This window comes from Brachybacterium sp. GPGPB12 (genome assembly GCF_038396325.1).
Classification (GTDB): Bacteria; Actinomycetota; Actinomycetes; order Actinomycetales; family Dermabacteraceae; genus Brachybacterium; species Brachybacterium conglomeratum.
Window position 1 is genome coordinate 274,228 of the sequence record NZ_CP149573.1, and the last position, 13,627, is coordinate 287,854.

The window sequence follows — 13,627 nt, forward strand, 5'->3', positions numbered from 1 at the left end:
AGAGAGAGCCCCCATGAGCACCGCACCCCGCATCGTCATCATCGGCGCCGGCATCGTCGGCGCGAACCTCGCCGACGAGCTCGCCCAGCGCGGCGCCACGAACACTATCGTGCTCGAGCAGGGTCCGCTCGAGACGCCGGGCGGGTCCACCTCCCATGCTCCCGGCCTCGTCTTCTCGACGAACCCCTCGAAGTCGATGACCGCGTTCGCGCGACGAGACCATCGAGAAGTACACGCACCTGAGGGGACCGGACGGCTCCGGATCGTTCCTGGCTGTCGGCGGGCTCGAGCTCGCGACCACCCCCGAGCGGTCGCAGGATCTGCATCGTCGTGCCGGCTGGAACCGGTCCTGGGGAGTCGAGGCGCAGGTGGTCGACACCGACGAGTGCCGTCGGCTCTTCCCGATGGTCGATCCCGAGCCCGTCCTCGGCGGTCTCTGGACGCCCGGGGACGGGCTCGCGCTCGCGCTGAAGGGAACGCGGCTCGTGATCGAGCGCGCGCGAAGGGCCGGGGTCGAGTTCCGCGACCGCACCGCGGTGACGGGCATCGACACCTCGGGCGGCCGCGTGCGCGCAGTGCTCGTGGGGGAGGAGCGCATCCCGGCCGACATCGTCGTCTCCTGCGCCGGGTTCTGGGGCCCGCGGATCGGCGAGATGGCCGGGGTGGCCGTGCCGCCGCCGCCGCTCGGCCACCAGTTCGCGATCACCTCGCCCGTGCCGAGCCTCAGGGGGAAGAACGAGGCGCCCAAGGGAGCTTCCGCCCCGATCCTGCGCCATCAGGACCGCGACCTCTACTACCGCGAGTGGGGCGACCGGATCGGGATCGGCTCGTACGCGCACCGCCCCATGCCCGTCGCCCTCGACGACCTGCCGCAGTACCGCGCCGAGGACATCACCGACGAGGCGATGCCCTCGAGCCTCCCCTTCACGCCGGAGGACTTCGCGGCCGAGTGGGAGGAGTCGCAGAGGTCGCTGCCCGAGCCGCGGCAGACCTCGGTCGATCGTGCCTTCAACGGCGTCTTCTCCTTCACGCCGGACGGCGGATCGCTGGTGGGGGAGTCCGCCGGGGTCGACGGGTTCTTCATGGCCGAGGCCGTGTGGGTGACCCACTCGGTCGGCATCTCGCGAGCCCTCGCCGAGGTGATCACGACGGGATCCTCGGAGACCGACCTGTCGGGCCTCGACCTCAACCGGTTCGAGAAGATCGAGACCACCCGCGCCTACGTGGCCGAGACGAGCCAGCAGAACTTCGTCGAGATCTACGACATCCTCCATCCCCGCCAGCCGCGGGTCTCGCCGCGCGACCTCCGGCTCAGCCCGTTCCACCGACGCCAGGTCGAACTGGGAGCCTTCTTCCTCGAAGCGCACTCCTGGGAGCGGCCGCACTGGTACGAGGCCAACGCGCACCTGCTCGAGGAGATGCCCGCCGAGTGGGCGGCCCCGCCGCGCGACGCCTGGTCAGCCCAGTTCCATTCGCCGATCGCTGCGTGCGAGGCCTGGAAGACGCGCGCCGCCGTCGCGATGTACGACATGACGGCGCTGACGCGCTTCTCGGTGACGGGCCCCGGTGCCGGCGACCTGCTCGACCGTCTGACCACGTCGTCGATGCGGCGCAGGCCCGGCGCGGTCAGCTACACGCTCCTGCTCGACCGGGCGGGCGGCATCACGAGCGACATCACCGTCGCGATCCTCGGAGAGAACGACTACCAGGTGGGCGCCAACGGCAAGCATCGATCTCGCATACCTCACCCGCGAGGCGAGGCACCAGTCGCAGGAGGATCCCGCGAAGTGGGTCGACGTGCGCGACATCACGCCCGGGACGTGGCCGCATCGGGCTGTGGGGGCCGCTCGCCGGCGAGGTGGCGGCGCGGCTCACGGACGAGGACCTCGGCGCTGAGGCGCTCGGCTACTTCCGCACCCGGAGCGTCACGCTCGCGGGGATCCCGGTGACGGCCATGCGGCTGTCGTACGTCGGCGAGTTCGGCTGGGAGCTGTACACCACGGCGGACCTGGGGGAGCGGCTCTGGGACGCGATCTTCGCGGCCGGGCAGGAGTTCGGCATCGTCGCGGCGGGACGCGAGGCGTTCGAGTCGCTGCGCCTGGAGAAGGGCTTCCGCTCCTTCGGGACGGACATGACCAGCGAGCACGAGCCCGTGCAGGCGGGCATCGGCTTCGCGGTGAAGGCCTCGAAGACGGCGGATTTCGTGGGCAAGGAGGCGCTCGCCGCGCGTGCGGCCGCTGCGACGACGCGCCTGACCTGCCTGACCTTCGACGAGCCGACGTCGATCGCACTCGGCCTCGAGCCGGTGTTCCTGCCCGGGTCCCAGACCGCCGCCGGATACGTCACCAGCGCCGCCTACGGCTACACGCTCGGTCGCGGCATCGCGTACGCCTGGGCGCCCGACCATCTGACGGTCGGCGACGGCGTCGAGGTCGAGTATCTCGGCACGCGCTTCGCGGCGACCGTGGCGGAGGAGCCGCTCTACGATCCCGCGATGGACAGGATTCGTCCCGAGAAGGCGGCGTAAGTGCCCGCGGGCCGGTCGGTGTGAGCGCACCGGACCGGCCGTCGTCGACGCGCGGGGACGACGGTGGCCGTCTGCGCGCGCGGCCGTCCGCGTGAGCGCTCGCTGGACCGTGGTCGGCGACGCCCGGGGAGGTCCACGTGATCGCGGTGACCGGCCGCCGGCGGGAGGGGACCTGTGCGCGGTCGTCGTCCGATGCACAGCCGGTCGGGGAGGCTCGCACCGGCACAGCCCGTCGGCGCCCCTGTCGTACTTTACATAACGTGCATTATCGGCTCGACGTATTGAGGGCGGTCCGGGAGGCGGTGAGCCTCCATGGCGCCCGCCGCCTGCCCGTCATCACGGCGATGACCTCACACCGCCGTCGCGACTTCTGCACGCGATCCTCGACGCGCTCGTGCACGAGATCGAGTGGCGCATTTCAGTCGGTATATCTGCTCAGTCGGTATTTCTGCCGTGAAGCGGCGGTCGAGATCTGCCACTCGATCGCGACTGCGAGCGTCGCGTCGCACCGGCGTGGTGTCGTGCAGTCGCAGCGCCCGACAGCTCGGCACCCTGTCGCACCGCGGGAAGGCCGAGTCGCGCGTCTGGACGGCCATCGCGTGCTGTTGACGATCCGCATACAGCACTCGGTGGGTCAGGATCGCCGACCTCAGCGGTCACCCTCGACATCGTCCGATGCTGCGAGGACTATCCGACCGCTGTCCAGGAACTCATCCTTCGGGCCGGGGACGTCGAGGCCGGCGGAGTCTGCGTCATGCGCGATCTCGATGGAGTCGACTCCTTTCTCACCCGGGTACAGCTCGGGCAGAGACGGTGTTCCGCCCGGGCTGAGCCGTCGTCGGATCCGCCGCCACGTCTCGTTCATGCTCACTCCGTCCGAAGCTCCGTCAGCACGACTGGTACGTCCGTGCGGGTCAGAGGCCCTGGAGTGCCTGCACTCAAGCCCTGGGACCGCTCCCCTGCATTCTCGCTGTGACGTGCGCCATGCGCAAAGGGGTGAATCCGGGAGCATGCGCGGGATCAGCGGCGGGCAGAGCTCAGGCCTCGCCGGGCATCCTTCCGGTGTCGGCGCCGCTCCCCCGTCCCGCCATGATGAAGAAGGCGCCGGAGATCATCACGCCGCACACCATCGCGATCGCCATCGGCAGCGACGAGTGCGTGCCGGCCACGCCCACCAGCGGCGCCGCGATCGATGCCGCGAAGGAGAAGCCGAGCCCCAGCATCGCCGAGCCCGTGCCCGCGAACTCGCGCGCCTGATCCGAGGCGAGAGCGCCGCCGTTGCCGAAGATCATGCCCTGCGGTGCGACGGTGAAGAAGAACGCCGGCGCGACGATCCATGCCGGGGTGTCCAGGAACAGGCTCCCGATCAGCAGCGAGAAGCTCGCCAGCGACACCACGATCAGGCCCACGCGGATCAGCCGGCGCGGATGGATGGTGCGGGTCAGCCGCGCCGAGAGCAGCGACATCGCCATCATGCCCATCGAGTTGATCGCGAAGCTCACCGAGTACTCGCTCGAGGAGAAGCCCAGCATCTCCTGCACCACGAAGGACGAGGCGGAGACGTAGGCCATCAGCGCGAAGGCCGAGAACGCGTTGACCAGCATGTACGCGACGAAGATCCGTCGGCCCAGCAGGGTGCGGCAGTTGCGCAGGAAGGTGCGGAAGCCGCCCGAGTGGCGCCGGGAGACCGGCGGCGACTCCGGGATCAGGAAGAGCACGCCGATCAGCGAGATCAGCGACATCGCCGCGATCACCACGAAGATCTCGCGCCACTGCCCGAACACCAGGATGATCCCGCCCAGCGGCGGGGCGACGATCGGGGCGACGCCGCCGACGCCCTGCATGATGTTCATGATCCGGAACAGCTCGGGGCCGTCGGTCATGTCGATCAGCACCGCGCGGCCCAGCACCATCCCGAAGCCGCCGCCGATCCCCTGCAAGACGCGAAGTACCAGCGAGCACCTCGACCGAGGGCGCCATCGCGCGACCGATCGAGGCGAGCAGGCACAGGATGATGCCGATCAGCGGCGGGCCGCGCCGCCCCATGCGGTCCGAGAGCGGACCCGCGACGATCTGGCCGCTCGCGGTGCCGAGGAAGAACGCGGTGATCGTCAGTCGCATCCGCGAGGCGGTGGTGCCCAGCTCCCCCGCGACCTCCGGGAAGGCGGGGATGTACATGTCGGTCGCGAGCGGGCCGATCGCGCTCAGCGTGGTCAGCACGACGATCACCATCACGGTGACCTTCGCGCGGGTTCGGCTCAGGTTGCTCCTCGTCGGGCAGGTGCGCGAGCTCGTGATCGGCCGGGTCCTCGAGGACGGGGATCGCGCCGGTGATGGTGGGGATCGATCCGGTGACCGTGGGGAGGGAACCGGTGGAGGTGGGAACCGGGCCGGTGGAGGTGGTCGGCTCGGGGCGAGGGTCCTGGGCGGGATCCTCGCGGGGGACGTCGTCGGCGGCGGGGGCCACGGTGCTCCTTCAGGGGACGGGCAGACGGCGAGCCGGGAGGAGATCACAGGGATCCCGCCCGGCTCGACCGCACCATCCTAGGGACGCTGTGACCGCTCGTACAGCCACACCAGGCCGACGGCCACGAGGTCCACCACGATGAACACGAGCATGAACGGCCCGCCCATCCCCACGCTGCGGTCGATGACGATGCCGCCGCCCCCGGCGAAGAGCGCACCGACGACCATCATGATCAGGTTGTTCATCACGTGGAAGGCGATCGGCGCCTCGAGGCCGCGGCTGATCACGGCCATCGCCGCCATGCACAGCCCGAAGACCGCGTAGTAGCTCAGCAGCCACGGATCCACCGACATGTGCACGAGGCCGAAGGCGATGCTCGAGGCGATCATGCCGAGGACGAGCGCGGGCCTGACCGCTCGGACCCAGGAGGCGAACAGCGGCATCATCGCCCCGCGGAACAGGAGCTCCTCCCCGGCCGCCTGCAGCGGGGTGGTCAGCAGTGCGACCAGGACCAGCCCGATCGTGGTCGAGGTGATGGCGAACTGCCCGATCCCCGCGGCCGACGGGTCGATCAGGGCGGTGAGCGCGAGCGCCACGCCGACGAGCGCCGAGAACGCTCCGGCGTACACCAGGCCGCGACGCAGGCTCGCCCGCCGTGGCGAGGCGATCAGCCAGCGCCAGGGCACGCGCGCCACCAGCGCGGTGACCAGGATCGCCAGCGGTCCCATGGCGGCGAGGCTGAGGTTCATCATGGCCATCATCAGCGGGCTGATGGTCGCGTCCATCGGGTCGCGCCCGAAGGCCGCCATCTCCACGAGGACGACGATCAGCGTCAGCACGGTCTGGAGCACGACCATCGCCACGAGCAGGCCGGGGATGATCAGCAGCGGCTTCCACCAGGCCAGGCGCAGGTGCGCGCCGAAGGGACGCTCCGGATCGAGGCCCGAGCGGGGTGCGCTGGCGGAACCGGGTGCGGCGGCGGGACGGGGTGCGGTATCAGCGGCGACGGGAGCGCCCGACGGCGCGGCGCCCGACGGCTCGGCGGCCGACGGGCCGGCGGCCGACGGGGCCGCGGCGGACGGGACCCGGCCGACGGGATCGCGGGGCGGGGGCGAGGAGGTGTTCGTCGTGGTCATGGGACCACACTCCACGCCTCCGCGCCGCCGAGGAAGTGCCGCTTCGTCGGCGCCGCGGCCGACCATCGTCGAGCCGTCGGGCACCGCCCGCGACCTTCGTCGGGCGGGACGAGGGCCCCAGGTCGGCCGGCCGATGCGCCTCTCGGCGAGGACCCGCGAGTTCGGGCCTCCGGGGCCGACGATCGCCGCGGTCCACCGTGCGGCCCGGGACGGTCGCTCAGGACGCGCCCGTCCCCTGCTCGGCCAGCCGGCGCTGATAGGTGGGGTCCGTGCGCTTCAGCCAGCGGATCACCGCGGAGGTCACCGGGATCATCGCGTACTGGACGAGCACCTTGTAGAGCACGCCGAGCACGGTGTACTCCACGTACTGCTCGAAGGTGGTGATGCCGATCGCGACCGAGGCGATGGCGCAGAAGATGATGGTGTCCACGAGCTCGCCCAGGCCGCTCGAGGTGAACAGTCGCGCGATCAGGCCCCGCTCCCCCATCCGGCGCTTCATGCGGGAGACGACCAGGGAGTTCAGGGTCTGACCGGCGAGGAAGCCGGCGAGACCGGCGAGCACGACGATCCAGACCGGCCCGAGCGCGAGCTCGAGGGCCTCCTGCTTGGCGAGGCCGTACTCGTCGGGGAAGGGCGGCGGCGCGATGATCACCTGGTAGCTGAGCGAGGCGAGGATGCTCACGGCGAAGGAGGTGAGGATGGCGCGGCGGGCGTGCGGGGGCCGTACAGCTCGGTGATGATGTCGCCGAGCACGTAGGCGAGGGGGAAGAGGAAGAAGCCGCCGTCGGTGATGATCTCGAATCCCGTGCCGGGCACGTCGCCGAAGCTGACTCCCTTGGCGGCTCCGATGCCGGAGAGGATCACGACCGTGACCATGGCGGCCAGGAGGATGTCGAAATGGGAGGAGCCCCGGTCGGCGTAGACGGCGCCGGCCGGGCGTCCAGACGGTGGGGCGGCGGGGGCGGTGCGGTTCTGTTCAGCAGTCACCGGGGAAGGGTACACAGCACGGCGCCGCCCCGGCCGGTCGGAGGACCGGCGGGGCGGCGCCGGTGCGGAGGGCGACTCGCCCGACGGCGAAATCCCGGGTATCGGCCGGGTCAGATGCCCACGGCGTCGTAGTCCGCGTCGGCGACGAAGCTCTCGAACTGGCTCTCGCTGCCGTACCAGAGGTTGGAGTCGCCGGCGAAGGGGCCGGAGTCGGAGTACTGCCACAGCTCCCAGCCCCACCAGCGGCCCGGCAGGGTGCTGGGGCGGGAGGAGCTGTAGGAGGCGAGGAAGAGCGGCGAGTTCGCCGGGGTCCAGTCCCCCACCACGTCGTTCCACCAGTGCAGGTTGGTGTAGATCACCGGGCGGCGCCCGGCCTGGTCCCGGTAGCGGATCGAGAAGGCGGAGATCCAGTCCCGCATCTCCTGCTGGCCGAGCCCGTAGTCCCGCGGGAGCCCGGAGTAGGCCTCGAAGTCGACCATGCCCGGCGGCGTGATCCCGTCGCCGGTCCAGCCGCCGCCATTGTTCAGGAAGAAGTCCACCTGCTCCTCGGGGCCACCGGAGTCCGGCCGGGCGAAGTGGTAGCCGCCGCGCACGAGCCCTGCGTCGCCGGCGCCGGAGTACTGGTGGGAGAACGCGGGGCTGCGGTAGGAGCGGCCCTCGGTGGCCTTGACGTAGGCGAAGCGGGATCCGGCCCCGGCCTGGGCGGCCCAGTCGACCTCCCCCTGCCAGCCGGAGACGTCCTGGCCGTAGATGCCGGCGGCCTGCGCGGCGGGTGCGGCGAGGGCGGCGGTGCCGGTGCCGAGCGCCATGGCGCCGAGCGCTCCCCCGCGCGCGCACACTGCGGCGCGAAGCTCTCGAGGCGGGGGCGGTCGGGGCCGGAGGGGCGAGATGGCGGGGACGGTAGGGCGACATGGGGAAGCTCCTGGGGAAGGGACAGCTGCACTGCGAGGAAGAGTGCGACGGGGGTCACACCGCATTCACCGTAGAGGGGTTCGCCGGGGGCGCGCCACCGCCCGCTCCCGTTCCGGCGTGTCTTGGCGAAACGGGCGGAAGGTGCGCAGTGCTGCGAAGCGGTCAGTCCGACTTCGGGGCGATGAAGGCCCGCAGGGTGCCCAGGATCGTGGTCGCCGCGAGCTGGGTGACGTCCCGTCCTTCCAGGCCGCTCGCGCACGAGCAGGTCGATGAAGATGCCCATCAGCGCCTGGGCGAGGTCCTCGACGGGCAGCAGTGCCCGCTCCGCCGAGGCCGCCAGGCGTGTGGCCAGGAGCGCCCCGATCTGGTTCCGCATCCGCTCCCGCGCCCGGCGAGCTCCGCGCGAAGGGTCTCGTCGCGCAGGGAGCGGGCGATCGCGTCGGAGTACAGCAGGTACCACTGGCGGCCGAAGGGGCGGATCCCCTCGAACACCGCCAGCATCACCTGCGCGTCGTCGGCCTCGAGGATGGAGCGGCTCTCGTCCGCCTCGACGTCCGCGACCGCGCTCTCCACGGAGCTGTTCGCGATCGCCATGAGCTCGGCGGTCACCTCGTCGAACAGGGCGATGAACACCTCCTCCTTGCTCGAGAAGCTCGAGTAGAAGGCGCCGCGCGTGAAGCCGGCCGCCTTCACCAGGTCGTCGACGGTCGCGCCGTCGATGCCCTTCTCGACGAAGACGTCCAGCGAGGCGCGCACGAGCTTGGCGCGGGTGTTCTCCTTGCGCCGCGTGCCCGCGGACTCGGGCAGCGGCTCGAACAGATCGGTCATGGCTCCTCGGAAGCGCGGCGAGAGGCGTCTCACGCGGTGACGCCGTTTGAAGGGGGTGCGGCGGGACCGATAGTATCCCATCGATACATCTTCGTATCGAATTCGCGGACGTCTCGAGCAGGGGTCCGTCGTCGCCCTCGTGCCGAGATCGTCCTGGAGGCCGCGTGTCCTCGTCCCTGTACCGTCTGGGCCGTCTGATGGCCTCCCTGCGCTGGAAGATCGTCGGCGCCTGGGTCGCACTGCTGGTGATCGTCGGCGGCCTCGCCGTCGGCCTCGGCGGCACCTTCACCGCCGACATCGAGATCCCCGGCACCGAGGGGGCGCGCGGCATCGACACCCTCGCCAACCGCTTCCCCGAGATGGGCGGCACCGCCGGGCAGGTCGTGCTGGTGACCGAGGACGGCTCGAGCGTCGACCAGCACCAGGACGAGATCGACGCGCTCATGGAGGACATCGCCGAGGTCGAGGGCGTCGCGGCCGCCCCCTCCCCTTCGACGACCTCTCCCCCGGCACGCGCACCGACGACGACACCGCGATCATCGCCCAGTTCCAGATGGAGGGGCAGACCGGCGCCTTCCCCGAGAGCTCCGTCGAGGAGATCCGCTCGCTCGTGGAGGAGGCGGGCACGCCGAGCCTGGAGACGCACCTCGGCGGGCAGGTGCCGCAGAGCGCGGAGGTGCCCTTCGGCGCCGGCGAGGTCTTCGGCATCATCGCCGCCCTGATCATCCTCGCGATCGTCTTCCGCTCGCTGATCCCTGCCTTCATCCCGATCGTCACCGCGATCGTCGGCGTGGGCGTGTCGATGCTGGCGCTGGTCGCGCTCTCCGCCGGGGTGGACATCCCCTCGGTCACCACCGCGCTGGGCGCCATGCTCGGCCTCGCCGTCGGCATCGACTACGCCCTGTTCATCCTCTCCCGCCACCGCGACCAGCTCGCCCAGGGCGACGACGTGCACGAGTCGATCGGCAAGTCCCTGGCCACCTCCGGCGGCGCCGTCATCTTCGCCGGCCTCACCGTGATCATCGCGCTGGTGGGCCTGTTCATCACCGGCATCCCCTTCCTCACCGTGATGGGCGTCGCCGCGGCCGCGACGGTGGCGCTGTCCGTCGTGGTGGCGCTGACCATCTCGCCGGCGCTGATGGGCATCCTCGGCGAGCGGGCGCGGCCCCGCAGGATCCGGCGCCTGATGGCCGAGAACGAGGGCGCCCTGCCCGAGCCGGACCCCGCGCGCCGCCCCCGCCGCTCCTTCGGCCGCACCTGGGTGCGCCTGGTGACCAAGGTGCCCGCGCTGACGATCCTGGCGGTCGTGATCGGCGTCGGCGCACTCGCGATCCCGATCAAGGACCTCGAACTGGCCCTGCCGGACCTGGGCACCGAGCCGATCGGCACCGATGCGCGCGACACCTACGACCTCGTCTCCGAGGAGTTCGGCCCCGGCTACAACGGCCCGCTGCTGGTCACCGCCGACATCATCAACACCACCGATCCGCTCGCCGTGGTCGACGAGCTCGAGAGCGACATCTCCGAGCTCGACCACGTCAAGGAGATCCAGCTGGCAACCCCCAACCAGGGCGCCGACATGGCCGTGGTGGTCGTGATCCCCGAGGGCGGACCCACCGAGCAGTCCACCAAGGACCTCGTCGCCGATCTGCGCGACAGCGCCGACGGCTGGGAGCAGGACCTCTCGATCTCCGACGTCACCGTCACCGGCGCGACCGCGATCGGCATCGACGTCACCGACAAGCTCTCCGCCGCGCTGCTGCCCTTCGCGCTGTTCGTCGTCGGCCTGTCCCTGATCCTGCTGACGCTCGTCTTCCGCTCCCTGTGGGTGCCGCTGAAGGCGTCAGTCGGCTATCTCTTCTCGGTCGCCGCGGCGTTCGGCGTCACCTCGATGGTGTTCGAGTACGGCTGGTTCAACGGTCCGCTGTTCGTGGACGTCAACGGGCCGGTGGTCTCCTTCATGCCGATCATGGTGATGGGCGTGCTGTTCGGGCTCGCGATGGATTACGAGGTCTTCCTCGTCTCCCGCATGCGCGAGGAGTTCGTGCACACCGGCGATGCGAAGCACTCGATCGAGCGCGGCTTCACCGCCAACGCCCCCGTCGTCACCGCCGCCGCGCTGATCATGGTCTCGGTGTTCGCGGGCTTCGTGACCTCGGGCTGGTTCATGCTGCGACCGATCGCGGTGGCGCTCGCCGTGGGCGTGCTGGTGGACGCCTTCGTGGTGCGGATGACCTTCGTGCCCGCCGTGCTCGCGGCCGCTGGGCCGGCACGCCTGGTGGTCGCCGCGCTGGCTCGACCGCCTCCTGCCCACCGTCGACGTCGAGGGCGAGGGCCTGGCCGGGGTGCTCGAGCACCGTCGCTGGACCGAGGAGCACGGCGTGCACTCGCTGCGCCTCGAGGAGACCGTCGCCCCGCTGCTCGGCGAGAAGGGGACGCTCGGCCCGCTCACCGGCGCGGTCACCCCCGGCACGCCGCTGGTCGTCCGCGCCCCGGACGACGCCGCCCGCGCGACCTTCCTCGGCCTCGTCGCGGGGCGGGTCTCCCCCACGTCCGGCATCCTCGCCGTCCACGACCGCCTCTCCCCCGACGACCTGGGAGCCGTGCAGGCCCGCGCGCACTGGATCCCGGCCGACGCCCCCGTCGCGCGCCGCCTCGGCGAGATCGACGGCCGCGGCGCCGACCGCGCGGTGATCGTCATCGAGGAGCTCGAGGACCTCGTCCATGCCGCCGCCGCGATCGACGACACCCTCGTCGAGCGCCTCGACGCGCTCCTCGCCCGCGGCGCCACCGTCGTCGTCGGCTCCCGCTCCGCCGGGGTGACCACCGCCGAACGGCGACTCCACGCCACCCTGCGCGACCCGCGCCGCCTGCTCGCCCTCGCCGTCCAGCGCTCCACCGCCCAGACCCCCGAAGGAGCCCTCGCATGAAGCGCCTCGCCCACCCCCGCACGCTGATCGTCGTCCTGGTGTCGCCCCTGCTCGTGGCGGCGCTGGGCATGTGGGCGCTCAGCGGCCGCGTGGACCGGCTCGACGCCGTGCCCGCCGCCGTGGTCAACCTCGACGAGGGCGCGGAGGTGACCGACGCGGACGGAGAGACGCAGACGGTGCCCTTCGGCCGTCTGCTCGCCGGCTCCCTCACCCAGCCCGGCACCGTCGAGGGGCAGGACGCCCCGGAGACCACCGGCTTCGACTGGCGGCTGACCAGCCAGGAGGACGCCGAGGAGGGGCTGAAGGACGGCGGCTACTCGGCCGTCGTCGTCATCCCGAAGGACTTCTCGAAGCACCTCGCCACCCTCGGCACGCCCGAGGCGTCCCGGGCGATCCTCGAGGTCACCACCAACGACGCGAGCGGCCAGATCAACGCCCTGGTGGGCACCGCCGTCGCCGAGGCCTCGGCGAACACCATGGGCGGGCAGATGGCGGAGCAGTACCTCGACCAGCTCTACGTGGGCTTCAACGACCTCGGCGACGGCTTCTCCGATGCGGCCGACGGGGCCGAGGAGCTCGCCGGCGGCACCTCCGAGCTCGCCGAGGGCACGGACGAGCTCGCGGGCGGCACGCGCGATCTGGCCGACGGCACCACGCAGGCCGCCGAGGGGGCGCGCGAGTTCTCCGGCGGGGTGTGGACCTTCGCGGACGGCACCTGGCAGGCCGCCGACGGCACCCGCACCCTCGCCGACGGGCTCGACGACCTCGCCACCGGGACCGAGGAGCTCGCCGGCGGCATCGGGGAGCCGCAGACCGGGATGCGCGGCACCGAGGGGCGACCGGGCCTGCTCACCGGCGTCGAGCGGCTCGCCGCCGGGGTCGAGGGCGACGGCACCGCCGAGAATCCCGGCCTCGAGGCCGGCGCCGACCAGCTCGCCACCGGCCTCGAGCAGTTCGCCGGCGGCGTCTCCCAGACGGGCACCGCGGTCACCGGCGACGGCACCGAGGAGAACCCCGGACTCGCCCCCACGGCGCGCCAGGTGGACCAGGGCGTGACCGAGCTCGGCCAGGGCGCCCAGCAGGCGGCCGACGGGCTCCGCGGCACCGAGGACCAGCCCGGCCTCGCCCAGGGCGCCGAGGGCGTGGTCGCCTATGCCGACGGCGTCGGCGAGGCCGCGACCGGCCTCGACGCGATCGTGGACGGCGACGAGAACGGGCCGGGCATGACGACCCTGGTCGAGGGCGACGGCACCGCGGAGAACCCGGGGATGACGGGGCTGTCGAGCTCGATGGAGGAGAACGCCTGTGCGCTCGCAGCGACCGACCTCGGCGACGAGCAGTTGAACGAGCAGGTCAAGGCCCTCTGCGCCCAGGCGCAGGGAATGTCCCAGTCAGTCGACGGCATGTCCGGCTACGTCGACGGCGTCGATCAGGCCCGCGACGGCCTGCACACCGTCGTCGACGGCGACGGCACCGCCCAGAACCCCGGCCTCGCCGCCACCGCCCAGGGCGTCGGCGAGGGCGCGACCGCCGCCGCCGACGGCGTGCGCGAGATCGCGGACGGCATCAACGGCACCGATCAGCGGCCCGGCCTCGTCCAGGGCACCGGGGGCATGGTCACCTACGCCGAGGGGATCGAGACGGCCTTCGCCGGGGACGGCACCGCCCAGAACCCGGGCCTCACCGAGTCCGCGAACCAGCTCGCCACCGGTGCCCGCGCCAGCGCCGACGGCGCCGGCGAGCTCGTCACGGGCGTGACCGGTCTGCGCGACGGGCTCACCGAGTACGCGACCGGCGTCGACCAGCTCGCCGAGGGTGCCGACCAGCTCGCCGAGGGCAC

5 protein-coding genes and 4 pseudogenes are annotated in these 13,627 nt (G+C 71.8%); 2 read left to right on the forward strand and 7 right to left on the reverse strand.

Going from position 1 to position 13,627, the window contains the following annotated elements; all coding sequences use genetic code 11:
- Positions 1 to 13 precede the first annotated feature (13 nt).
- A pseudogene (locus WKH84_RS01470) lies at positions 14 to 2,527 on the forward strand (FAD-dependent oxidoreductase).
- Between the two features lie 649 nt (positions 2,528 to 3,176).
- Here WKH84_RS01470 and WKH84_RS01475 read toward each other — a convergent pair.
- The 7 genes and pseudogenes from WKH84_RS01475 to WKH84_RS01505 all read right to left on the reverse strand — a co-directional run bounded on the left by WKH84_RS01475 (position 3,177) and on the right by WKH84_RS01505 (position 8,857).
- Entirely contained in the window at positions 3,177 to 3,392 is a 216-nt protein-coding gene (locus WKH84_RS01475; RefSeq protein ID WP_341855391.1) for a hypothetical protein, read from the reverse strand.
- Positions 3,393 to 3,564: 172 nt separating this feature from the next.
- Complete coding sequence (locus WKH84_RS01480; protein WP_341855392.1) at positions 3,565 to 4,467, reverse strand: MFS transporter; 903 nt, start codon at positions 4,465 to 4,467, stop codon at positions 3,565 to 3,567.
- Between the two features lie 73 nt (positions 4,468 to 4,540).
- Positions 4,541 to 4,759: pseudogene (locus tag WKH84_RS01485) on the reverse strand (MFS transporter); the annotation flags it as partial.
- 312 nt (positions 4,760 to 5,071) lie between these two features.
- A complete protein-coding gene (locus WKH84_RS01490) occupies positions 5,072 to 6,130 on the reverse strand; it encodes a CPBP family glutamic-type intramembrane protease (RefSeq protein WP_341855393.1) in 1,059 nt (352 codons plus the stop codon).
- A 217-nt stretch (positions 6,131 to 6,347) separates the two neighbouring features.
- Positions 6,348 to 7,117 (reverse strand): annotated as a pseudogene (locus WKH84_RS01495) (queuosine precursor transporter).
- 110 nt (positions 7,118 to 7,227) lie between these two features.
- Positions 7,228 to 7,926 (reverse strand): GH25 family lysozyme, encoded by a 699-nt coding sequence (locus WKH84_RS01500; RefSeq protein ID WP_341855394.1) that lies wholly within the window; start codon positions 7,924 to 7,926, stop codon positions 7,228 to 7,230.
- Positions 7,927 to 8,311: 385 nt separating this feature from the next.
- The gene (locus WKH84_RS01505) at positions 8,312 to 8,857 is read right to left on the reverse strand and encodes a TetR/AcrR family transcriptional regulator (protein ID WP_341855395.1); all 546 of its coding nucleotides are present in this window, start codon (positions 8,855 to 8,857) and stop codon (positions 8,312 to 8,314) included.
- Positions 8,858 to 9,410: 553 nt separating this feature from the next.
- On the opposite strand from WKH84_RS01505, the pseudogene WKH84_RS01510 reads away from it, so the two are divergent.
- Positions 9,411 to 13,615: pseudogene (locus WKH84_RS01510) on the forward strand (MMPL family transporter); the annotation flags it as partial.
- Positions 13,616 to 13,627: the final 12 nt, after the last annotated feature.